Source organism: Shewanella sp. Choline-02u-19 (assembly GCF_002836205.1).
Classification (GTDB): Bacteria; Pseudomonadota; Gammaproteobacteria; order Enterobacterales; family Shewanellaceae; genus Shewanella.
This window is the reverse complement of sequence record NZ_PJBE01000013.1, coordinates 1418513-1441638: the sequence shown is the minus strand read 5'-3', so window position 1 is coordinate 1441638 and position 23126 is coordinate 1418513. Positions and strand designations below refer to the sequence as shown.

The 23126-nt window shown below is 41.8% G+C and carries 20 protein-coding genes; 13 read left to right on the top strand and 7 right to left on the bottom strand.

Going from position 1 to position 23126, the window contains the following annotated elements; translation table 11 throughout:
* Nucleotides 1-2: 2 nt before the first annotated feature.
* Both CXF83_RS13020 and cls read right to left on the bottom strand, forming a co-directional pair.
* Nucleotides 3-635: a sulfotransferase gene (locus CXF83_RS13020; protein ID WP_101091651.1), complete on the bottom strand. Its 633-nt coding sequence runs from the start codon at nt 633-635 to the stop codon at nt 3-5.
* Nucleotides 636-695: 60 nt separating this feature from the next.
* Nucleotides 696-2153, bottom strand: a complete 1458-nt coding sequence (cls, locus tag CXF83_RS13015) for a cardiolipin synthase (protein WP_101091652.1) — start codon at nt 2151-2153, stop codon at nt 696-698.
* A gap of 164 nt (nt 2154-2317) precedes the next feature.
* Here cls and CXF83_RS13010 point away from each other — a divergent pair, with 164 nt between their 5' ends.
* The 4 genes from CXF83_RS13010 (at nt 2318) to CXF83_RS12995 (ending at nt 7934) form a co-directional block, all read left to right on the top strand.
* Nucleotides 2318-3175, top strand: a complete 858-nt coding sequence (locus CXF83_RS13010) for an endonuclease/exonuclease/phosphatase family protein (RefSeq protein ID WP_101091653.1) — start codon at nt 2318-2320, stop codon at nt 3173-3175.
* A 40-nt stretch (nt 3176-3215) separates the two neighbouring features.
* Nucleotides 3216-5144 (top strand): RecQ family ATP-dependent DNA helicase, encoded by a 1929-nt coding sequence (locus CXF83_RS13005; RefSeq protein WP_101091654.1) that lies wholly within the window; start codon nt 3216-3218, stop codon nt 5142-5144.
* A 171-nt stretch (nt 5145-5315) separates the two neighbouring features.
* A complete protein-coding gene (locus CXF83_RS13000; RefSeq protein WP_101091655.1) occupies nt 5316-7088 on the top strand; it encodes a DUF885 domain-containing protein in 1773 nt (590 codons plus the stop codon).
* Between the two features lie 165 nt (nt 7089-7253).
* Complete coding sequence (locus tag CXF83_RS12995; RefSeq protein WP_101091656.1) at nt 7254-7934, top strand: response regulator transcription factor; 681 nt, start codon at nt 7254-7256, stop codon at nt 7932-7934.
* 66 nt (nt 7935-8000) lie between these two features.
* Here CXF83_RS12995 and ald read toward each other — a convergent pair whose 3' ends face one another.
* Complete coding sequence (gene ald, locus CXF83_RS12990) at nt 8001-9116, bottom strand: alanine dehydrogenase (protein WP_101091657.1); 1116 nt, start codon at nt 9114-9116, stop codon at nt 8001-8003.
* Between the two features lie 180 nt (nt 9117-9296).
* Between ald and lrp the strand changes: the two genes are divergently transcribed.
* The 7 genes from lrp to CXF83_RS12955 all read left to right on the top strand — a co-directional run bounded on the left by lrp (nt 9297) and on the right by CXF83_RS12955 (nt 17688).
* Nucleotides 9297-9800 carry a leucine-responsive transcriptional regulator Lrp gene (gene lrp, locus CXF83_RS12985; protein ID WP_101091658.1) on the top strand — a complete coding sequence of 168 codons (504 nt, stop codon included), beginning with the start codon at nt 9297-9299 and terminating at the stop codon, nt 9798-9800.
* 193 nt (nt 9801-9993) lie between these two features.
* Complete coding sequence (locus tag CXF83_RS12980; RefSeq protein ID WP_101091659.1) at nt 9994-12504, top strand: DNA translocase FtsK; 2511 nt, start codon at nt 9994-9996, stop codon at nt 12502-12504.
* Between the two features lie 92 nt (nt 12505-12596).
* The gene (gene lolA, locus CXF83_RS12975) at nt 12597-13223 is read left to right on the top strand and encodes an outer membrane lipoprotein chaperone LolA (RefSeq protein WP_101091660.1); all 627 of its coding nucleotides are present in this window, start codon (nt 12597-12599) and stop codon (nt 13221-13223) included.
* A 9-nt stretch (nt 13224-13232) separates the two neighbouring features.
* Nucleotides 13233-14564, top strand: a complete 1332-nt coding sequence (locus tag CXF83_RS12970) for a replication-associated recombination protein A (protein WP_101091661.1) — start codon at nt 13233-13235, stop codon at nt 14562-14564.
* A complete protein-coding gene (gene crcB, locus CXF83_RS12965) occupies nt 14557-14931 on the top strand; it encodes a fluoride efflux transporter CrcB (RefSeq protein WP_101091662.1) in 375 nt (124 codons plus the stop codon). The genes CXF83_RS12970 and crcB overlap by 8 nt, the downstream gene beginning before the upstream one ends.
* Before the next feature lie 18 nt (nt 14932-14949).
* Nucleotides 14950-16236, top strand: coding sequence for a serine--tRNA ligase (gene serS, locus CXF83_RS12960; RefSeq protein WP_101091663.1), 1287 nt, complete (start codon nt 14950-14952; stop codon nt 16234-16236).
* Nucleotides 16237-16494: 258 nt separating this feature from the next.
* Nucleotides 16495-17688: an amino acid aminotransferase gene (locus tag CXF83_RS12955; RefSeq protein ID WP_101091664.1), complete on the top strand. Its 1194-nt coding sequence runs from the start codon at nt 16495-16497 to the stop codon at nt 17686-17688.
* 54 nt (nt 17689-17742) lie between these two features.
* On the opposite strand, the gene yvcK is transcribed toward CXF83_RS12955, so the two are convergent.
* A complete protein-coding gene (gene yvcK / locus CXF83_RS12950; protein WP_101091665.1) occupies nt 17743-18648 on the bottom strand; it encodes a uridine diphosphate-N-acetylglucosamine-binding protein YvcK in 906 nt (301 codons plus the stop codon).
* A 158-nt stretch (nt 18649-18806) separates the two neighbouring features.
* On the opposite strand from yvcK, the gene CXF83_RS12945 reads away from it, so the two are divergent.
* Nucleotides 18807-19634 carry a glucosaminidase domain-containing protein gene (locus CXF83_RS12945; protein WP_101091666.1) on the top strand — a complete coding sequence of 276 codons (828 nt, stop codon included), beginning with the start codon at nt 18807-18809 and terminating at the stop codon, nt 19632-19634.
* On the top strand, nt 19612-20232 hold the full coding sequence (locus CXF83_RS12940; RefSeq protein ID WP_101091667.1) for a DUF2987 domain-containing protein: 621 nt from the start codon (nt 19612-19614) through the stop codon (nt 20230-20232). The genes CXF83_RS12945 and CXF83_RS12940 overlap by 23 nt, the downstream gene beginning before the upstream one ends.
* A gap of 63 nt (nt 20233-20295) precedes the next feature.
* Here CXF83_RS12940 and ttcA read toward each other — a convergent pair whose 3' ends face one another.
* The 3 genes from ttcA to etrA form a co-directional block, all read right to left on the bottom strand.
* Nucleotides 20296-21234, bottom strand: coding sequence for a tRNA 2-thiocytidine(32) synthetase TtcA (gene ttcA, locus CXF83_RS12935; RefSeq protein WP_101091668.1), 939 nt, complete (start codon nt 21232-21234; stop codon nt 20296-20298).
* Between the two features lie 79 nt (nt 21235-21313).
* Nucleotides 21314-22246: a universal stress protein UspE gene (gene uspE / locus CXF83_RS12930; protein ID WP_101091691.1), complete on the bottom strand. Its 933-nt coding sequence runs from the start codon at nt 22244-22246 to the stop codon at nt 21314-21316.
* An 89-nt stretch (nt 22247-22335) separates the two neighbouring features.
* Nucleotides 22336-23091, bottom strand: coding sequence for an electron transport transcriptional regulator EtrA (gene etrA, locus CXF83_RS12925; RefSeq protein WP_101091669.1), 756 nt, complete (start codon nt 23089-23091; stop codon nt 22336-22338).
* Nucleotides 23092-23126: the final 35 nt, after the last annotated feature.

Sequence of the window (23126 nt, the reverse complement as noted above, 5' to 3'; positions counted from 1 at the left end):
ATTTAGTGCGAGTAATCAAAGAACTTACGCTGCTCTAGGCCTGCGGCATTTGAATTAACTTTATTGGGGTGCTTATGCTCTTTCCAGCAAGCGACTTTTCTGCCTACATTTAGATGAGGGAAGTCCAAGTTTTCCTCTGTACTTATCCCTATAAATGTCAGTAACTCGCTTAAGCTACTTGGTTTGCTAACGTCGATACAGATAAGATCATCTCTGTTTTCAAAATATGCGAGTACTCCCTGTTTATGTTGCTGATAACACTTTGCCAGGTGCTCTTTATTGTCTGGGACTCGTGTAGATGAAAATTCAAAAACAGCATTGAAAGTACGTTTTAATACGGGGTTGAATATACCGCTTTTAAGGTCTAAGTTAGCCAACATTTTATTAATGAGCATCTGCATAGAAGGCACCCAAAGCGTTAAGTCTCTTTCTAAATAGACAAATTTGGAACCTGGGAAAAGCTTATCAAGTTGTGCGTAATCACAAAAGCATGGAGAGTCAGAAATTACATCGGCTAATTCAAATGCCCTTTTTGTGTAGGCGGTGTGAGCGACATTGAATCCATAGTCTAGTAAGGCAACGCTGATACTCGTTGTACCTGTTCTGGGTAATCCAATAATAAAAAGTTTGTTCATGTGCTTATAAAACCAATATAAAGAAATAAGTGTTAGAGGTTGCTGTTGCTTGCAATCTACCTACAGCAAAGGGCTAAACAGGTAAAAAATACGTTCAGTGATACGGTTGGCTAAAGAGCGTTTTGCCCATAGCTCAGGAGATACCATTACAGAGTCAGCTAAATAACTTTGTTGGACCCGTTCAAGCTCCTGCGTAAACGGAAGGTTGTCTACCGCTAAGGTAACCTCAAAGTTGAGCCATAAGCTTCGCATATCAAGATTTACCGTGCCTATTAGGCAATGATTTCCGTCGATGACAACTGACTTGGTGTGTAATAATCCGCCTTTAAAACGATGAATATTCACACCAGCATCGAGGAGTTCCGAGAAAAAGGCTCGGCTAGCCCATTCAACCATCAGCGAGTCATTTTTATCCGGTACGATGATATCAACTTGCACATCGCGCTGAGCAGCAATAATGAGTGCCAGTTGCAAATTTTCACTGGGTACAAAATAGGGAGTGGTAATAACAATACTTTTTTGCGCTTGATAGATGCTTTGCAGTAAGACCTGATGAATAATCTCATCTCGCATTCCTGGCCCTGACGGAATAACCTGCACTAAATCTGTGATGTCATTGTCATCATGTGGTAAACATTTCGGCAGTTCGGGTAACACTCGCTCATTGGTTTCAACTTCCCAGTCCCACGCATGGATGCTGTTTAGTACAGGCACCGTAGTGCCCGTGATCCTGACCATCACGTCAATCCATTCTCCAACGCCTGCCTCTTGATTGAAATACTTTGGATCAACAAGGTTCATGGAGCCTGTATAAGCAATCTGATTATCTAAGACCACAATTTTCCGATGTAATCTTAAATCGAGCCGTCTAAAGAACATCCTCAATGGTGAGACTTCGAGTGCGTTGACAACGCTGATCCCTGCTTTTTTAAATGTAGTAGGCCAATGACTTTTAAAAAAGCTCCGGCTGCCAGCGGCATCGAGCAGCAACTTTACGCAAACGCCGCGATTAGCCGATCCCACTAGAGCTTGCGCGACATCATCGGCTTTACCACCAGGTTGCCAGATGTAGAACTCAAGGTGGATTGATTCAGTCGCTTGGTCAATATCCTTGATTAACATTTCAAGGATCTCATGGGTTTGGTTCAGCAGTGTTAATTGATTATCGGCAAGTGCAGGAATACCAATCTGTTTTTCGCATATGGCACTAATTGATTGCCCGTAAAGGCTGGAGACATGAGGCTTATATTGGCGGACGTTATAGAGATTTGAAAACCATTGCTCATAGGGCGAGTACATCTGCTGTGCGCGTTCTGCACGTTTTTTCCCTAAGTTGAGCTCGCCAAACAAGAGGTAGGCAAATGCTCCCCCTAACGGCACGATATAGATTATCATCAACCACGCCAATGAGACGCCAATTGCCCGCCTTTTAACAACGACTCGCACGCTGATACCAGCAATCACTAACCAGTAAATAAATACGCCAGCGAGGGTGAGTAGTTGATAAAAGTGGTACATGTTTTCTTTGATAATATAAGCCTTAGGAGATCGAGAAGAGCACTGGAACAGTCATTAAAGGTGCGCTAGTGAGTTAAGCGACTAATGTTTATGCCACACATGAGTAAAAGCTATTATAATGAAAACATTACCGTAAATCTAAGTAAGAAGCAGAATAACTCATCATGTTTAGAATTCTTCGTAAGCTCATTTTATTTTCACTGTTGTTAGTGACATTGATTGGCCTCTATATTTACCAAAGTACAGTAATTCCGCTTAAAGATACATTGTTAGCAAATGACACTGATGGTGTTAATGCAGTGCAATGTGTCACACATAGCCCGAATGTACCGCTTGATAGACATGGCTATCTAGATATTGCAATCTGGAATATCTATAAGCAGCAGAATGAGGGCTGGCAAAATGTACTAAAACAGCTGGCAGACCGGACTGACTTGCTATTGCTGCAAGAGGCAACGCTAACAGATGATCTAAAGGCACTAATTAACGAGCAAAAACAGGGTTGGGTGTTGGCAAAGGCATTTATATTCGGTGGTGAGCCTGTGGGGGTGATGAATTTGTCGCAAGACTATCCCTTAAGTACCTGCGCCTTTAGATACTCAGAACCATTAATCCAATATCCGAAATCTTTATTGGTATCCTATTATCTGTTGTCAGATAACAGCCAGTTGTTGGTCGCTAATATACACAGTATCAATTTTACGTTAGGACTTGAAGAGTACCGTGCTCAACTCAACGTCGTTGCTGCGGCGATAAGCGAACACAAAGGCCCTGTTATTTTGGCGGGAGATCTCAACACCTGGAGTAGCGAGCGTGGAGAATACATAGCAACAATGGCGAGAAATGCAGCATTAACGGAAGCTGTGCCTAATGATGACTCGCGAACGACCATTTTTGGTCAATCGCTTGACCATATATTTTATCGAGATCTGCAATTGGTAAAAACTGAATCAATTGTCACAGATAGTTCAGATCATCATCCGCTTAAAGCATATTTTAGATTACTCAAAAAAATCCCTTAGTAAGTCAACTACTCGTGAAGAGTCACCGATAGGACAAAGTATGGATGACGCGCACGCGTTACTTAAACAGTATTTCGGTTTTAGTGCTTTTAGAACCGGCCAGCAAGAAGTCGTTAGCAAGATATTAAATGGTCAAAGCGCAGCTGCCATTTTCCCAACAGGGTCAGGCAAGTCGCTATGCTATCAATTACCTGCAGTTACATTGCCAAACCTTACATTAGTTGTATCGCCGTTATTGGCGCTGATGCAAGACCAGTTAGCTTATTTAGACGCTCGAGGTATTTCTGCTGCATCTATTGATTCCACTCAAACCCCTGAGCAGGCCGCGGCAGTATTAGACGGTGTGACCGATGGCAGTATAAAAGTGCTGATGATCTCAGTTGAGCGTTTGAATAACGAAAGATTCAGGCGTTTTATCAGTGGTATTGCAATCTCTTTACTGGTGATAGATGAAGCACATTGTATCTCGGAGTGGGGTCATAACTTTCGGCCCGATTACTTAAAACTACCAAGTTATCAACGGATGTTGAATATTCCGCAAGTGCTGCTGTTAACCGCGACAGCAACTTCAAAAGTGATTGCCGATATGGGCAGTAAATTTGCAATAGCGCCTGAAAACATTACATTAACCGGCTTTTATAGATCTAACTTACATCTCAATGCTGTTGGGATAAAAGAAGCCGATAAATCCCGATTTTTAGTTAATTGGTTAAATGAACGACAACGCACGAGTGGAATTGTTTATGTGACCTTGCAAAAAAGTGCTGAAATAGTCGCCAAGTATTTACAAGCCAACGGCTATAACGTATTGGCTTATCATGCTGGAATGGACAGTGATGAACGCAAGTCAATTCAGACTCGCTTTATGTCAGGTGAAGTCCCCATCATTGTTGCCACTATTGCTTTTGGAATGGGTATAGATAAAAGCGATATACGTTTTGTGGTGCATTATGATCTGCCTAAATCGATAGAAAACTACGCGCAAGAAATTGGACGTGCTGGGCGAGACGGTAAAGATTCCGAATGTATGGTGCTGGCAAATAAAGATAATCTTAATGTATTAGAAAACTTTGTATTTGGCGATACACCTGAGCTTAACGCTATTACCCGTGTTATTGATGAGATTAAGTCAGTGGCTCAACAGAGTAATATTTGGGAGTTGATGCTCAATCAGCTTTCTACATCCTCAAATATTCGACCTCTGAGTTTGAAAACCTTGTTAGTTTATCTTGAGATGCAAGGCGTTATTAAACCTAAATACAGCTATTTTGCCGAATACAAATATAAGTTGCAGACCTCTTTAGAGGCGATGTTGAGTCGCTTTGATCCCGAGCGCCAGCATTTTGTTAAAGCGATTGTCGATACCTCTGTAAAAGCTAAAATTTGGCACAGTGCTGATCTTAATCAACTTGAGACTATTTACCCTAATAGTCGTGGTCGAGCAATAAAAGCTTTAGATTACTTAGATCAAAAACAGCTAATAGAGCTGCAAAGTAAACAGTTAACACAGGTTTATGACGTGTATGCCGCAGAATTAAACGTTGATGGACTAGCAGAGCGGCTTTATCAGCAATTTAGCATTAAGGAGAGCAGTGAAATTGAGCGAATTAATTTTCTCGTGTCATTTTTTGGTAGTGACCGTTGCTTAAGTTTGCAGCTCGCGCAGTATTTCTCAGATCCAAATGCCATCACAGCGTGTGGTCATTGTTCTGTCTGCCTTAATCACATCGCGGTATTACCCGAACCCGCGTACTTGAAACCTTTGATTGAATATGATTTTCAGCAGATCTGCGCTGAAGCCGTTTCAAAGTTAAAATCGCATACATCAGCGGTGTTGTTAACACGCTTTTTATGCGGCTTAACAACGCCCTTGTTTACCAAACTGAAAATGAGACAAGTGCAAGGCTTTGCACAATTTGAACGCTACCGCTTTAAAGAGGTGCTAGCGTGGGTAGAGCAGCAGCTTTAAAGTAGTAACACCTGTATTAGTAGTATGCATAATACGCGTTGTTTTATGCATACTATGTAACAAAGATTTTCCAACTCGACTTTATTAATGTAAAAAAACAAAGAACATGTTTAACTGACTGCAAATTTATCGCTACATAGATTGCGAATAATGATAACTAAGGGATTTCACATGAAAAAAGCCGCGCTAACGCTTGCCATCGCATTATCACTGACTGGGCTCACAGCCTGTCAAACTCAAACGTCTATAGAGCAAAGCACTATTGAAATGACAGATCAAAATTCGGCATTTCAACAGTTTAGTCAGAGTTTTATCGATGATTTGTGGCTCGAATCGCCAACTTGGGCTTTGTATAGTGGTTTTCATCAGTATGACGGTGTGCTTAAAGTCCCCAATGAGCAGGCTCGCCAAGCTAGCTTAGATTTTGTATCGAAGCAATCAGCATTGTTGACTCATTTTGACAAAGACAGTCTAACTCCCGGTTTGTTAACGGATTATCGCTTAATTGAAAACTTGATTGGTCAGATGCGTTGGGACATAGAAACCTTTAAGTCTTGGCAGTGGGATCCAACTAACTACAATGTCTCAGGCGGCTTTGCGCAGATCATCAATGAAAATTTCGCGCCTTTAGATCAACGTTTAGCTTCAGTACTGTCGAGAATGGAAAACGTCCCAGCTTATTACGCTGCAGCTCGAGAAAATATAAGTCACCCTACGCTAGAGCATACACAGCTGGCGATTATGCAAAATGAAGGTGCTTTTTCTGTCTTTAACAATGACCTTCTAGATCAGGTTATCGCTTCAGAGCTAACTAATGAGCAAAAGGTACTGTTTGTAACACGCTTCAATAAAGCCACCATAGCCATAAACGAACATATCGACTGGTTAAAGGCACTTGAAGCCAAATTAGACAAAGAGGGCGCACGTAGTTTCAGAATTGGCGAAACGCTGTATGAACAGAAATTTGCCTACGACATTCAAGCGGGGATGAGCGGTAAGGCCTTGTATGAAAAAGCGATAGAAGATAAGAATCGCGTACAAGCAGAGATGACAAAGATCACCAAAAAGCTATGGCCTACCAATTTCGATACGCCAATGCCGAAAGACAATAAAGTGGCCATCAAACAGCTTATCGATAAGTTATCGGTTAAGCATGTTAAGCGTGACGACTTTGTGGATGAAGTTAGGGCGCAGATCCCAGAGCTAATTGCCTTCGTTAATGAAAAGGACTTAGTCACGCTTGATCCCAATAAACCTCTCATCGTACGTGAAACCCCAGCTTATATGCGTGGTTATGCTGGAGCATCGATTAGTGCTCCGGGACCATATGAAAAGTCGGGTAACACCTATTACAACGTCACTCCATTGGACGGCATGAATGATGAGTCCGCAGAAAGTTATCTAAGAGAATATAATCATTGGATTCTGCAGGTGTTAAATATCCATGAAGCGATCCCCGGTCACTACACACAATTGGTTTACTCGAATGAATCGCCAAGCTTAATTAAGAGTTTGTTTGGTAATGGCGCTATGGTGGAAGGTTGGGCGGTTTATACTGAGCGAATGATGTTAGAAGAGGGCTATGGTAATTTTGAGCCTGAAATGTGGTTAATGTATTACAAATGGAACCTACGTGTTATCTGTAACACAATACTCGACTATGGTATCCAGGTTAAAGGAATGACAGAAGCAGAGGCTCTTGATCTTATGATCAATGAAGCTTTCCAGCAACAAGCCGAGGCGCAAGGGAAGTGGCGTAGAGCAACGCTGAGTCAGGTGCAGCTGACTAGCTACTATTCAGGATATCGTGAAATATATGACTTTAGAGAAGAGTATAAAGCACTGAAAGGTGAGGACTTTGACCTTAAGGCATTCCACGAAGAGTTCTTAAGTTATGGTAGTGCTCCAGTCAAATATATTAGAGAGCTAATGCTGCATAAATAGCATATTCAAATATCATTAAACCAGCAGTTAACATAATTGCTGGTTTTTTGTTTGTTTAGTCCTTTGATTTAACAGAAATGTGATCTATCCCATCATTCTCTACTAGCTTATTTAACGCTCTTAATGTAATCTCAATGGTAATCGTTCGCATTTAGATTACGTGAAATGAAAAACATACTGCTCGTTGATGATGATCTTGTACTACAAAGTCTATTAAAGAGCCATTTAGAGGCTGAACACTTTATGGTTACTCTTGCGTCAGATGGCCAAGAGGCACTTGAAAAACTGCAGCATATTAACCCTGATCTTATTATTCTTGATATTAACATGCCAAAGTTAAATGGTATTGAGATGTTAAAATTACGCAATGATAAAACCCCGGTAATGGTTATCTCTTCACTGGATACAGAACGTGAACGCGTTAGTGTATTTGAGCTAGGCGCAGACGATTTTCTGAGTAAACCTTTCAGTCAACGTGAGTTAATCGTAAGGATCAGAGCCATTCAACGTCGAATAGAATTAGTCAGAAATGAATCTGAAATAAACGACGATTTAGCCACCGATGTGTTGTTTGATGATAGTAGCTATAGCGTGTCTATTTCTTCAAAAGAAGTTTCCTTTACTCAAACAGAATTTAAGTTGTTCAAATACCTATTTGAACGCAAGGGTAGGGTTATTGCAAAGCAAGAGTTACAGCTAAGAGTACTGCAAAAAGAACTAGGCCAGTTTGATAGAAACTTAGATATGCATATCAGTAACACGCGAAGAAAATTAGCAGCGATACAGCTGCCTAAATCCTTAATCAATACGGTTAGAGGTAAAGGGTATAGTTTTGCAGAGATGTAACTAATTAAACGCAATAAAAAAAGGGAGCTTAAAGCTCCCTTTTTTTAATCGTAATCAATTAAGCTATTATTTTAATAGGATAGTTGGATTAACATATTCAAGGTTCAACGCTTCAGCTACTTCCGCACAAGTGATCTTACCGTGCATAACATTAAGACCATTTAATAGGTGCTTGTCTTGAAGCAAAGCTTCACGGTAACCAAGTTGAGCCAACTTAATAATGTATGGCAATGTGGCATTGTTAAGTGCAAAAGTCGAGGTACGAGCAACAGCACCAGGCATATTCGCGACACAATAATGAACAACATCATCAACAATATACGTAGGGTCTTGGTGTGTTGTTGCATGTGAAGTCTCAATACAACCACCTTGGTCGATTGCAACATCTACAATTGCAGAACCTGGCTTCATTGCGGCAATATGCGCTCGAGTGACAAGCTTCGGCGCTGCAGCACCAGGAACAAGTACACCACCAATGACAAGGTCAGCTTCTAAAACATGCTTTTCAATAGCATCAGCTGTTGAATAGATTGCTTTAACTTTATTATCAAACTGTGCATTTAGACGACGTAATGCATCAATGCTACGATCAAGAATAACAACATCAGCGCCTAGGCCTACTGCCATTTGCGCAGCGTTTGTTCCCACCATGCCGCCACCGATAATAACGACTTTAGCAGGTTCAACACCTGGTACACCGCCAAGCAGCATACCACGTCCGCCCATCGACTTTTCAAGTGCCATTGCGCCAGCTTGAATCGACATACGGCCAGCAACTTCAGACATTGGCGCAAGTAAGGGAAGTGCACCACGGTCATCTGTTACCGTTTCATAAGCTATACAAACAGAGCCACTTTTAATAAGGTCTTCTGTTTGTGGTAAATCAGGCGCTAAATGTAAGTAGGTAAATAGAAGTTGGTCTTCTCTTAACATTGCACGTTCTACTGCTTGTGGTTCTTTTACCTTAACAATCATTTCTGATTGGGCAAAAACCTCAGCTGCAGTTGCTAGGATTTTAGCGCCTACATTAACGTAATCTTCATCGGTAAAACCAATGCCAGAGCCAGCACTTGTTTCAATAAAAACCTCATGACCACGTAGAGTCAATTCACGAACGCTAGAAGGTACCATGCCTACACGATATTCGTGGTTTTTGATTTCTTTTGGAACACCTATAATCATCTTAGAGCCTCAATTTCGCATAAAAACCCATTTTCTATGGGTGTAATTGTTATTTTGTTATGCCTGAACGTGAATGTTTCAGGGAAATCTAGTATAGTATTCCTTCGGCAGTTTATGCTGCTGAAGTTTATCTAAACACAGTGTTTTATTTTGTTATAGATGCAATTCAAGGTTGTAAATATGGTTAATAATAAAAAGAGTCCTATAAAAGACTTAGATCGAATCGATAGAAATATACTTAATGAGTTACAACTTGATGGGCGCATTTCCAATGTAGAACTATCAAAACGTGTTGGGCTGAGTCCCACTCCTTGTCTAGAGCGAGTTAAAAGGCTTGAAAAACAAGGATATATCAAAGGATATACAGCATTAGTCAATCCCCACTTTTTGGGTGCATCTTTACTGGTGTTTGTTGAGATCACGTTAAATCGTGATACAGCGGAAGTATTTGATAAGTTTAACGATGCAGTGCAACTACTTGATGATATTCAAGAATGTCATTTAGTTTCAGGTGATTTCGATTACTTATTGAAGACTCGAGTATCCGATATGTCCGCTTATCGTCGTTTATTAGGGGAAACCTTACTTAAACTACCTTCAGTCTCTGATACACGCACTTATGTGGTGATGGAAGAGGTTAAGCAGACGAATCGTGTGGCTATCAATACGACTTCTGAAATGTAATTTTGTTGTTTTCTTGTGCAAGAAGGGCGTCAATCGACTCCCTTCTTTTATACAAAATACAATTGATACAAAATGATGCAAAGATTCCACATGAATAATTATTCACTTTATTGTGTCCAACTCAAACGCTGCAAAATAAACTCATTTCTGGTATCTTACTGACATTATCGTCTTTTTTATTGTAGGCTTGCGATTGTCCAAGGCAACTAGTGTAAAAACCCTTTCCGGCGTACAACGACTATTAGAAGGTAGTCTGATCATCTGTTGCATGATTGCAACTTATATCCTTATTGCGCTAAGCAGTTTTAATGCATCCGATCCCGGCTGGAGCCAATCCCATTTTGATGGAGATATTCAAAACCTCACCGGCGCTGTTGGTGCTTGGTTAGCCGACGTATTACTTTATATTTTCGGTTATACCGCTTATATCATCCCGGTCATTATCGCTTTAACGGGTTGGTCGCTGTTTAAACGCACCCATAGATTGCTAGAAATTGACTACTTTTCTGTAGGCTTGAGATTAATAGGCTTTCTTCTTATTGTGTTTAGCCTTGCAGCATTAGGCAGTATGAACGCAAATGGACTTTACGAATTTTCAGCCGGTGGTGTCACGGGGGATGTAATAGGCCAAGCGATGCTGCCCTACTTTAATCAGTTAGGGACAACACTACTGCTATTATGTTTTGTGGGTGCCGGTTTTACGCTGCTTACTGGTATTAGTTGGCTAACTATTATTGATTTAACTGGCTTCGCGACGTTATGGTGCTTTAAGTCATTACGACAATTACCCGCAAAACTTGTCCCTAATAAAGAAGAAACTGAAGATACTCGCGGTTTCTTATCCGTGGTTGAGCGTTTTCGTGAAAAACGCAGTAAAGAACGGGATGAACAAGAAACGTGTGATGCTAATCTTTATGAGCAGGATGATTCAGTTAACCCAGAAACAGCAAAGAGTGCTAATACTCGGTTAGAACCTAAAATAGAACCTTTATTAACACAGCCATCGCAAGCCATAGAACCAACAATTCAAGCGCCTTGGATTGCAGACGTTCAACCTGAAGTTGAGACGATTGATTTTGACGCAAAAAAATCAACTGGCGCGGTAAACGCAAGCAAACGCATAAATGATGGCAAAGCCAAGATCGTCGATGGCATCGTTATTTTACCTGGCCAAGAGGAAGGTCCGGTGAGCAAAGCTGCGATGGAGCCGCTACCAAGTATTTCATTACTCGATGTACCCAATCGAAAAAGTAACCCCATAAGCCAAGAAGAGTTAGACCAAGTCGGTAGATTAGTCGAAGTTAAACTTGCTGATTTCAACATTACGGCAAAAGTCGTTGGCGTATATCCAGGTCCTGTTATTACTCGTTTTGAGCTCGAACTAGCGCCTGGCGTTAAAGCTTCAAAGATCACTAGTTTATCCAAAGATTTAGCGCGTTCGCTGCTGGCAGAGAGTGTCCGAGTGGTTGAAGTTATACCAGGTAAAGCATTTGTAGGTCTCGAGTTACCTAACAAGTTTAGAGAAACGGTCTTTATGCGCGACGTATTAGATTGCGATGAATTCAGAGATAGTCCATCTCATTTAAGTATGGTACTTGGGGCTGATATCGGCGGTAAGCCCGTCATTGTTGACCTAGGTAAAATGCCACACCTGTTAGTGGCAGGTACCACTGGCTCAGGTAAGTCAGTCGGCGTAAACGTGATGATCACTAGTTTACTGTATAAATCGGGGCCAGATGATGTTCGCTTCATTATGATCGACCCGAAGATGTTAGAACTTTCAGTTTATGAAGGGATCCCACATCTGTTGTGTGAGGTTGTTACTGATATGAAAGAAGCGGCTAACTCACTTCGCTGGTGTGTCGGTGAAATGGAGCGTCGCTATAAGCTCATGTCAGCTCTTGGGGTACGTAACCTTAAAGGTTATAACCTTAAAATTAAAAATGCTAAAGAGGCTGGCGAACCCATTGTCGATCCTCTATGGAAATCATCCGACAGCATGGAACCCGAAGCGCCAGAGCTCGATAAGCTCCCTTCAATCGTTGTCGTCGTTGATGAATTTGCCGACATGATGATGATTGTGGGTAAAAAGGTTGAAGAGCTTATTGCACGTATCGCGCAAAAAGCACGTGCGGCAGGCATACATTTAATATTAGCGACGCAGAGACCATCGGTTGATGTTATTACAGGTTTGATTAAAGCAAACATTCCAACTCGTATGGCTTTCCAAGTGTCTTCACGAATCGATTCAAGAACGATTTTGGATCAACAAGGCGCAGAAACCTTATTAGGTATGGGTGACATGCTTTATTTGCCACCGGGCACGAGTGTTCCTAGTCGCGTCCATGGCGCCTTTATTGACGATCATGAAGTACACAAGGTTGTTGCTGATTGGCATGCTCGCGGAAAACCACAATACATTACAGATATTTTACAAGGCTCAGCAGAAGGAGAGCAGGTGTTGCTTCCTGGTGAGGCCAGCGAATCTGACGAAGATACTGATGTGTTATACGATGAAGCAGTGGCATTTGTTACCCAAACGCGTCGCGGATCAATCTCTAGTGTGCAACGAAAATTCAAAATTGGTTATAACCGCGCGGCACGGATTATTGAACAAATGGAACTTCAAGGTGTAGTTAGTGCCCAAGGCCACAATGGGAACCGTGAAGTATTAGCACCGCCTCCACCTAAAGACTTTGATTAATTTCAATAAGTTTAGCGGATGAATTTGTGGTTATGAATAATGAAGACACTCAATATCAGTGTTGTGCCTAGGGCGCAACCGGGAGAACCAACATGAATAGACTTATCGCTATGGCGATGGCAGGGTTACCTTTATTAGCGCATTTTTCAGTTCAAGCGGATGCTTCTGAGGAGCTAAAAGTAAAGCTTGCCGAAATCAATAACCTTAAAGCCAATTTTAGTCAGACCGTCACCGATATTAATGACAAAGTGATTCAGACGGGTGAAGGTATTTTTGCACTGGCGCAGCCAAATCAATTTTACTGGCACTTAACCGCGCCGGATGAATCATTGATTGTCGCCGACGGTACTGATGTATGGATCTACAATCCTTTTGCAGAAGAGGTGTCGGTTATGGATGTTAACCAAGCAATAAGTGCATCTCCTATCGCCTTACTTGTCCATTCTGATCCGCAAACATGGTCACAATACCAGGTTGAAAATAATGGCCAATGTTTTGAAATAAGCCCAATAGATAAAGAGGCTGGCGTGTCGGAAGTTGAGGTCTGCTTTAACGAGCTAACATTGACTAAAATGGTGCTAAAAGATCAACAAGGCAATACCAGTAACTTTACTCTTACAGATCAAACCCATGTAACCGAGAGTGAAGGTAATTTATTTGAATTTATCGTGCCTGAAAATGTTGATATTGATGATCAACGTTTGAAGTCTAGTCATTAAGAGTGTTCCGTGAGTAGTTTAAGTTTAGATTTCGCACCCGATTTTAGGCCTCTAGCGGCTAGAATGCGCCCGGAAACATTAGCGCAATATGTTGGACAACAACATTTATTGGGCGAAGGGCAACCGTTAAGGCAAGCACTTGAAGCTGGAAGAGCTCACTCCATGATGTTTTGGGGGCCACCAGGAACAGGTAAAACCACACTGGCAGAGCTTGTAGCCAGTCATGTTAATGCCCATGTTGAACGTATTTCTGCCGTCACCTCAGGTGTTAAAGAGATTAGAAGTGCAATAGAACATGCAAAAAATGTTGCTCAATCTCGTGGGCAACGTACTTTACTTTTTGTTGATGAAGTTCATCGTTTTAATAAAAGCCAACAAGATGCCTTTTTACCGTTTATAGAAGATGGAACGGTGATTTTTGTTGGTGCAACAACTGAAAATCCTTCTTTTGAGATAAATAACGCACTCTTATCGCGTGCACGTGTGTATCTGATTAAGGCGCTGACTACCGAGGAGATCTGTCTGATCACCCAGCAGGCTTTGGCTGATGAAGAGCGTGGACTCGGTAAGCGTAAGTTGATTTTACCGCCAGATGTGGCGTTAAAATTAGCACAAGTATGCGACGGCGATGCACGTAAAGCATTAAACCTTATCGAATTGATTAGCGATATGCTTAAAGACGGTGAAGTTTTCACCGAAGCGATGATCATTCAGGTGGCAGGCCAGCAACTCGCGGGGTTTGATAAGAATGGCGACCAATACTACGACCTAATTTCAGCGGTACATAAATCTATTCGTGGCTCAAACCCCGACGCTGCGCTTTATTGGTATTGCCGAATGCTCGAAGGTGGCTGCGATCCTCTCTATATTGGCAGACGGTTACTTGCCATCGCGTCAGAAGATATCGGCAATGCAGATCCTAATGCGATGTCTGTTGCGGTCAATGCTTGGGAGTGTTTTCATCGAGTGGGCCCCTCTGAAGGGGAAAGAGCGATAGCACAAGCTGTTTTGTACCTAGCAAGTGCGCCCAAAAGTAATGCTGTCTACACCGCTTTTAAAGCCGCAAGACAGCTTGCACGAGAAACGGGCAATGAAAGTGTACCGGAGCATTTAAGAAATGCACCGACTAAACTGATGCAAGACATCGGTTACGGTGAAGGATATCGATACGCTCATGATGAACCCAATGCTTATGCTGAAGGGGAGGTTTACCTGCCTAAATCGATTGCCGATAGCCGTTTTTATTATCCAACAGAGCGCGGATTTGAGAAACGAATAAAAGAAAAGCTTGAGCACTTAGCGATTCTTAATCAGCAAAGTAAGGTAAAAAGATATGAGTAATATACTTTTTGTTGCGTTAGGTGGGTCTGTTGGTGCAGTTTTACGTTATCTTATCTCAATTTTAATGCTTCAGGTGTTTGGTAGTGGATTTCCTTTTGGTACACTTGTAGTCAATATACTGGGATCATTTTTAATGGGTGTTGTATACGCCTTTGGTCAAGTCAGTGAAGTGAGCCCAGAAATTAAAGCATTTATTGGTGTGGGAATGTTAGGCGCCCTCACTACGTTTTCTACTTTTTCCAATGAGTCTTTATTGCTGATGCAAGAAGGTTATTTGGTTAAAGCGATTTTGAATGTTGTTGTCAATGTAGGCGTGTGTATATTCGTCGTTTTTCTAGGACAGCAATTGGTGTTTTCTCGTTATTAACTATTAAGACAATAAGACATGTTAGATCCAAAATTTTTACGAAATGAATTAGAAGTAACCGCTGAGCGTTTAGCAACTCGTGGTTTCATTTTAGATGTCGACCGTTTAGGTAAATTAGAAGAAAAGCGCAAGTCGCTGCAGGTCGCTACTGAAGAGTTACAAGCTTCACGCAATGCGATCTCAAAATCGATTGGCCAAGCAAAAGCAAAGGGTGAAGATGTTGCCCCTATTATGGCTAAAGTCGGCACTCTTGGTGCAGAACTTGATGCTAAGAAATTAGAATTATCTGCATTGCTTGAAGAGCTTAATGCTATTGCGATGAGCGTGCCTAACTTACCGGACGAATCAGCACCGATTGGCAGTGATGAGTCTGGTAATGTTGAAGTACGTCGCTGGGGTACACCAAGAGAATTTAGCTTCGACGTCAAAGATCATGTTGAACTCGGTGAAACACTTGGCGGGCTTGATTTTAAGAGTGCTGTTAAAATTACCGGTACGCGCTTTATTATAATGAAAGGCCAAATTGCTCGCATGCATCGTGCGTTAGCACAGTTTATGCTTGACCTTCATACGACTGAACACGGCTACACAGAGGCTTACGTTCCGCTGCTGGTCAATGAAGATAGCTTGTTGGGCACAGGACAGTTACCCAAGTTTGGTGAAGACCTGTTTCATACCAAACCCGCAACAGAAGAGGGGCAGGGCCTAAGCCTTATCCCAACCGCTGAAGTGCCACTGACCAACATGGCTCGTGATACTATTATCGATGAAGATGAGTTGCCGGTAATGTTGACGGCTCATACACCTTGTTTCAGAAGTGAAGCGGGTTCATATGGCCGTGATACTCGTGGATTAATCCGTCAGCATCAATTTGATAAGGTAGAGCTAGTACAGCTAGTAAAACCAGAAACTTCAATGCAAGCGCTTGAAGAGCTGACGATTCATGCTGAAACAGTGCTACAGAAACTTGAACTTCCGTACCGCACTATGGTGCTATGTACCGGTGATATGGGCTTTGGATCAAGCAAGACGTTTGATATCGAAGTCTGGTTACCGGCTCAAAACACTTTTAGAGAGATTTCATCGTGCAGTAACATGCAGGATTTCCAGTCTCGTCGTATGCAAGCCCGTTTTAAAGCTAAAACAGCTAAGAAACCAAGCCTATTACATACGCTTAATGGTTCAGGCCTTGCAGTAGGTCGTACCTTAGTGGCTGTCCTTGAAAACTACCAGAATGAAGACGGTTCAATTACGATACCTGAAGTGTTACGTGGTTACATGGGCGGTTTAGAAAAAATCGGCTAAACCAAACTCATTAAAAAGGCCTCTACAGTGTAGGGGCTTTTTTATGTGTGTTTTTTGATCGCAAATTACTCATTTAGATAATATCAATTAATTGACTTAATTAATGCTGTTTATTGATCATACTAGGGCTATAAATGACAAATATTGATAATATGGGTAATTTTATTTTTTAGTCGCTAAAACTCACTTTCTACGGCGTGACTTCAATGGTATAACTACAGCAGAACCCCCTACACACCTCTATTTAGGAAAGCAGTTATGATATTTTCCCAGGTTGAACTTGCCCCAGCCGATCCAATCCTAGGCCTTACCGATGCCTTCAAAGCAGATCCCCGAGAGGATAAAGTCAATTTAGGCGTTGGGATCTATAAAGATGAATCTGGAAAAACCCCTATTCTTAAAGCCGTTAAATTAGCAGAAGAAAAGTTACTGGCAACAGAGAAGACTAAAAGCTATTTAGGGATGGAAGGCGTACAGGCGTATAACGGTGCAGTACAAACGCTATTGTTTGGCAATGATCATACCGTTGTTAATAACGGCCGAGCGTTAACCGCACAAGCTCCTGGCGGTACTGGCTCACTTCGAGTCGCAGCGGAGTTTTTAGTTCGACATACGAAAGCTGACACCATTTGGGTCAGTAATCCTACCTGGGCAAACCATCAAAATATTTTTCAATCTGCAGGCTTGAAGACGCAATCTTACGGCTATTATAAAGCCGAGACGCACAGTCTAGATTTTGATGCCATGTTAGCTGATTTGAGTGGCGCAAAAGAGGGCGATCTTGTTTTACTCCATGGTTGTTGTCATAACCCGACAGGAATCGATTTAAATGAGGCCCAATGGCTCGCGGTAGCACAGCTATGCGTGAGTAAGTCATTAGTGCCGTTATTTGATTTCGCTTATCAAGGTTTTGGCACTGGCGTTGAAGAGGATGCTACAGGACTACGTATTGTTGCCGACACTGTCCCCGAGCTTATTATTGCCAACTCTTTCTCGAAGAACTTTGGTCTGTATAACGAACGTATTGGCGCTGTAACAGTCGTAGCCGCAAACGATACCGAAGTGGTAAATGCTTTTAGCCAGATAAAGAGCACCATTCGTGCTTCATACTCTAACCCTCCAGCGCATGGCGCATTGATCGTTAGTACTATTTTAGAAGATGAGTCGTTAAAGCAACTTTGGCATGATGAACTACAAGGTATGCGAGAGCGCATCGCCGAAATGCGGACTTTATTCGTCGCATCATTGAAAGAAAGTGGTGTGACTCAAGACTTTGAATTTATCTCTAGCCAAAATGGCATGTTTAGTTTTTCAGGCTTGGATAAAGCGCAGGTAAAGCGTCTAAAAGATGAGTTTGGCGTTTATATTGTAGGTTCTGGACGTATCAGCGTTGCCGGCATGACTAAAACGAATATGCCGATTATATGTAAGGCGATTGCCGCGGTTCTATAAACGGATATTACACTTAAAAAGGACCTTCTTAGGTCCTTTTTTTGTTGCTAATGTTTAAACAATATTGAGTTTATCTGGCAACATTTCTGCGAGTGCATTTGCCAACGCACGCTTATCATGTAGCCCAATATGATGTGAACTTCTTAAGGGATAGTAGCTGGTGTTACCCTCTCGATAAGCGGTTTCAGCATGGCTAAGTACCTTATCAATGATTTTAAGGCCAAGCACTTGATGACACCAATCTAGCTTTTGCGTGAGTCCACAATTTGCTATCGGTGACGGTTCATCGGTTAGATTGTCAATTAAAATCACTTCCGCCGAAGATTCGGCTAGCGCTTTTGCTATTTTAGGCAACAGCAGTGGAGGCATTATACTGGTTAAAAAACTGCCTGGGCCGAGTATGATTAAATCTGCATCGCGTATTGCATCGCAGGCTTCACACGTTGCTTGTACTAACGGGTCAAGTGACAATGCTATGGGAGTATCGGTCATTTTGTCGACGTTCATTTCACCAAAAACACTTCTGCCGCTCGCTTCGATGGCGACAAGGTGTGTTGGTTCTTCAGACATCGGGATTAGACGAGTTGTGATATTTAAAAATTGACGCACTAAATTAATCGCTTCCAACGGCCTAACGCATAGCTCATCTAATGCGGTGAGCATTAAATTACCTAAATTGTGGCCATTGAGTTCACTTTCACCCTTAAAGCGATACTCAAACATGAGTGAACCAATTGAAGGTTTTTTAGATAGCTGTGTAAGGCAATTACGTAGATCGCCCCAAGCAATACAGTCTTTTTCGGCTCTTAGACGACCGGTAGAACCACCATTATCAGTTGTGGCTACGATCCCTGTCAGTTTAGGGCCAAGAAATGACAATGCTGAGAGTACGCGTCCTAGGCCATGTCCGCCACCAATGGCGACGACTTGCTGATATTGATTAAGTGCATTGTGTTCCATGGGGGGTCTCCTTCCTGAATACCCAGATGTTTTATTGGTCGCAATAAGTATAACGATTTAATCGGAATCTTTCGCGATGTAATCTTGATCTAGCTGGCATATAATACAAAAATCACAGGTTAAGCAAAGACATATTTTGTATATTATAAGGATGTGCAGTGAAGACAGGTAAAGTTGGTTTGTTTACCATCGCTTTTGGTGTCGTTATTGGTGGTTTCTTACTTATTAGGCTAACACTAATCCCTTCGCTTACTCATGAAGGGCAACCATTAGGTAAAGCCATAAGAAATAATGAACTGGTTAGCAAAGTCCCTAGATTTAGCGACATTAAAGATGTAAAAGCAAAGAAACGTGCATTTTTTGATTTTCTGCGCCCATCTGTTAAACATCAAAATGCCATTATTGAAGATGAGCGTCAGTTTTTGATCGGTATTAATACCCAGCTTGAAAATGACAAACAACTCACTGATGCAGATGAGTTCCGTTTGCAACAGATTGCAGAAAAATACCAGTATACTTCGAGACGAATTAATACTAACACCATCAACAAACTGCTCGTCAGAGTCGATGTTGTCCCTGTACATATGGTGTTGATACAAGCCGCCAATGAGACGGGTTGGGGCAGTTCTCGTTTCGCGAGAGAAGGGCTTAACTTTTTCGGCCAATGGTGCTTTAGAAAGGGCTGTGGATTAGTACCACAATCTCGCACTAATGGGCTATCACATGAAGTTGCTGTTTTTAAAACAGTTGAGGACTCTATAGCCTCCTATATGCGCAATCTTAACTCCAATGCTGCTTATGCCTTGTTTAGGTCAATTAGAGCAGATATGAGAGCGGAGAACCAAGAGCCCAGTGCTGATAAACTTGTTTATGGCCTGGTGAATTATTCAGAAAGACAAGAAGCTTATATCGATGAGTTACTTGAAATGTTACGTCAAAATCAACCCTATTTAGTGGAAAAAAATGAAAAAATCCCTGCTGTTTAGCTTAGTTATGTTTAGTTGCGCAACGGTAAATGCTGAACCTATATCGTTAGAGTACCAAAGTTTTTATCAGCGACTTAAGCAAGTCAATAAAGGTAATTATCAACTGGTTGAAGTGGCTTTTTCAGTATCAAAAGCCAATGGTTGCAAGCTTATTGATGGAACAATTTCGACTGAAAAAGAGTCATTTCCATTAACGTTCACCAAAGACCAAAGAATATTTTTGCCTTATGACGCACAGTTAAAATCAGACAGAGCACTGATTAACCTTAATGTTGATGGCGATGCGAAGTCTTGCGCAATTGCGATGCAGGTGAGATCAAAGAATACAAAACAAGCATATGACGGTGCAGAGTTACTGCAGATCCAAACAGAAATGAATACCCTGTTAAGTATGATGCAAGGGTTTCCTATGCGTTATTTTGCATCTGAAATAGCCGGACTTAATTTAGAGTTTGATGCCGATGTTGTGATAACGCTCGATGGGAAAAAAATACCTGTTAGTGGAACTTACCGTTTGGATAAAGAAGTGATTGAAAGCCTTAACTCAATCGAGTTTAGTCAGGCGCCTAAAGTCATTAGCCCATGGACAGCCAAATAGCCTCTAAGCTGATCGAATAAAGCCCTCTAAAGAGGGCTTTATTAATATCGATTAACGCTTAACTTAGCTATTCGGACTATAAGTGCTAACGACATCAATACGCGCCGCTTTATCTAAATCAATATGGCCATTATTGGTGATATCAACAAAATCAAAGGCAGGTAGGTCAGATTCAGCAACATCGCCCTTCAAAGGCGCATCTGCATTACGCTCTAGCGCTAGAAAATCAAATTTAGCCCTGTCGACACCTTGAGAAGGCGCTGTATTTTGCATCGCAGTGAATATGGTTTCTATACGTCCAGGGAAATCTCTGTCCCATTGAACTAGCATATCTTTAACTGCTGCACGTTTTAGATTCTCTTGCGAGCCACAAAGGTTACAGGGGATGATGGGAAACTTTTTCAGCTCAGCATATTCAGCTATGTCTTTTTCTTTGCTATAAGCCAGTGGACGAATAACCATATTGGCACCGTCATCAGATAAAAGCTTGGGTGGCATCGCTTTCATTCTGCCCGCAAAAAACATGTTTAGGAACATGGTTTCAATAATGTCATCTCGATGATGACCCAGTGCAATTTTAGTCGCACCAATCTTTTGCGCAAAACCATAAAGCGTGCCACGGCGCAAACGTGAGCATAATGAGCAAGTGGTTTTACCTTCTGGAATTTTATCCATGACGATAGAGTAGGTGTCTTTTTCTAAGATATGATATGCCACACCAAGCGTGTCTAGGTAGGTGGGTAAGATCTCTTCAGGGAAACCAGGCTGCTTTTGGTCAAGGTTGACCGCCACTATTTCAAACTTGATCGGCGCTCGTTGCTGAAGGTTAAGCAGAATATCTAACATAGCATAGCTATCTTTGCCCCCAGATAAACAGCACATAACACGATCGCCTTCTTCAATCATGTTGTAGTCGCCAATGGCTTTGCCAACTTCAGAGCGCAAGCGTTTCTGTAGTTTGCTGCGACGAGAGATCTGTTCTGGTGATAATTCTTCGGACATAAAAAAACGCGCCTAGTACACAAATGTTCAGGGCGCGTATTATTCCAGCTAAAGCACTTCGGGTAAAGCCCGTTAAGCGTTAAGCTTCTTCAAGAGGTGATTTATATCCGTCAGGCTTCACCGCAAGTAAATCACAGTTAATACTGTCGATGACATGTTCTGCGGTATTACCAATGAGCGCAGCCGAAAGTCCGGTTCTGCCTATGGTGCCCAGAATGACTAATTCGGCATCAAGCTTTTGCGCGAGATCTGGGATCACATCTTCCGGTAAACCTTCTCTTACATGACAAAAATCAGGCGAAATATCATAGGCTTCGGCAAGATAGGTAATACGTTCTTCATGTTGTCTGCGAATGGTTTCACTGTAGGAGTGAGAGTCAAAGTCTGGTAACTCAATCGCCAGATTAACCGGTGTGCCTGGATAGCCGTTTACGAGGTGGATCTGGGCATCAAACTGCTTTGCGAGCTTTTGTGCATGTTCGATTATTTTAACATTTAATGACTGGTTGGTTTCGTCTTCAGAACTCACGTTAATGGCGCAGAGGATTTTACCGGCAACAGGCCAATCATGTTCTTTGACTAATAAAACAGGGACAGGAGCTTTTCTTAACAGATGCCAATCAGTTGGGGTAAAGATAACTGACTTTAGCTTATCGTGCTCATGAGTACCTTTAACGATGACATCATATTGGCCCTGAATAACGTGGTTAATGATGCTTTCGAAAGGACGGTTGTGCCAAACGACTTTAGATTCAATGCTGATATTTCCAGTCTTAAACTGACCAACAATATCATCTAACCACGCCTTACGTTGTGCCACTACGCCTTCGCGCATCGCTTCTCGTTCTTGGCCTGACAAAATAGATGTCATCTCATAAGAGAAATCGAAGATAGATAAAAAGACGGTAATACTGGCATTATTAGCCGATGCTAGTTCAATGGCTCTGGCTAATGCGGCTTGTTTATCGGTGGTTGGATCAACCACTACAAGGAGTTTTTGATAATCCATCATAACTTTATCCTTATCTAATATCGTATTACCATCTTGCACCATAAAGATGGCTTTGTATTGTTATAGATCAACAGAATAGTCGATAACGTTTAACGGGCAATATTACTGTTGCCTGATAGCTCACTTAACGCATCAATATCGAGAATGGTAATGTATTTACCTTTTACTTCAATAAGATCAGCTTTCTGAAAACGACCCAAAAGTCGGCTAATCGTTTCTACGGTCAAGCCCAAATAATTACCGATATCACCACGAGTCATGGTTAAACGAAACTCTCTTGGTGAAAAACCACGGCTACCAAAACGTTTAGCAAGATTACTGATAAATGCGGCTAATCTTTCTTCGGCATTTTTCTTACTCAGTAGCAGAATCATCTCTTGATCGGTTTGGATCTCATTACTCATTAGACGCATAACTTGCTGTCTGAGTTTAGGCATTTTGCCGATGAGCTCATCCAATGTTGTATAAGGGATCTCACACACCATTGAGGTTTCAAGTGCTTGTGCAAAGCTTTGATGGAATTGAGAATGAATTCCGTCAAATCCTATCACGTCACCCGCGAGATGAAACCCTGTGATCTGTTCATCACCTTGCTCAGTAATGGTGTAACTTTTTATGGTGCCAGAACGAATGGCAAAAAGAGACTTAAGAGGGTCACCAGACTTAAAAATAGCTTCACCTTTTTGGATAGGCTTTTTACGCTCGATGATTTCGTCTAATTGATCTAATTCGGTAGTATTTAGAGTAAACGGAATACACAGAGTACCCATGCTGCAGTCATGACAATGAATCGCACAGCCTGATGCCATTTGACGACGATGTTTATTATTATTATCTACGCTCATTATCTATCTCAGTTTTGTGTTCACACACTATGTTA

Coding starts and splice junctions, on each gene's coding strand:
- CXF83_RS13020 (WP_101091651.1), bottom strand. CDS start 635: ATGAACAAACTTTTTATTATTGGATTACCCAGAACAGGTACAACGAGT.
- cls (WP_101091652.1), bottom strand. CDS start 2,153: ATGTACCACTTTTATCAACTACTCACCCTCGCTGGCGTATTTATTTAC.
- CXF83_RS13010 (WP_101091653.1), top strand. CDS start 2,318: ATGTTTAGAATTCTTCGTAAGCTCATTTTATTTTCACTGTTGTTAGTG.
- CXF83_RS13005 (WP_101091654.1), top strand. CDS start 3,216: ATGGATGACGCGCACGCGTTACTTAAACAGTATTTCGGTTTTAGTGCT.
- CXF83_RS13000 (WP_101091655.1), top strand. CDS start 5,316: ATGAAAAAAGCCGCGCTAACGCTTGCCATCGCATTATCACTGACTGGG.
- CXF83_RS12995 (WP_101091656.1), top strand. CDS start 7,254: ATGAAAAACATACTGCTCGTTGATGATGATCTTGTACTACAAAGTCTA.
- ald (WP_101091657.1), bottom strand. CDS start 9,116: ATGATTATAGGTGTTCCAAAAGAAATCAAAAACCACGAATATCGTGTA.
- lrp (WP_101091658.1), top strand. CDS start 9,297: ATGGTTAATAATAAAAAGAGTCCTATAAAAGACTTAGATCGAATCGAT.
- lolA (WP_101091660.1), top strand. CDS start 12,597: ATGAATAGACTTATCGCTATGGCGATGGCAGGGTTACCTTTATTAGCG.
- crcB (WP_101091662.1), top strand. CDS start 14,557: ATGAGTAATATACTTTTTGTTGCGTTAGGTGGGTCTGTTGGTGCAGTT.
- serS (WP_101091663.1), top strand. CDS start 14,950: ATGTTAGATCCAAAATTTTTACGAAATGAATTAGAAGTAACCGCTGAG.
- CXF83_RS12955 (WP_101091664.1), top strand. CDS start 16,495: ATGATATTTTCCCAGGTTGAACTTGCCCCAGCCGATCCAATCCTAGGC.
- yvcK (WP_101091665.1), bottom strand. CDS start 18,648: ATGGAACACAATGCACTTAATCAATATCAGCAAGTCGTCGCCATTGGT.
- CXF83_RS12940 (WP_101091667.1), top strand. CDS start 19,612: ATGAAAAAATCCCTGCTGTTTAGCTTAGTTATGTTTAGTTGCGCAACG.
- ttcA (WP_101091668.1), bottom strand. CDS start 21,234: ATGTCCGAAGAATTATCACCAGAACAGATCTCTCGTCGCAGCAAACTA.
- uspE (WP_101091691.1), bottom strand. CDS start 22,246: ATGATGGATTATCAAAAACTCCTTGTAGTGGTTGATCCAACCACCGAT.
- etrA (WP_101091669.1), bottom strand. CDS start 23,091: ATGAGCGTAGATAATAATAATAAACATCGTCGTCAAATGGCATCAGGC.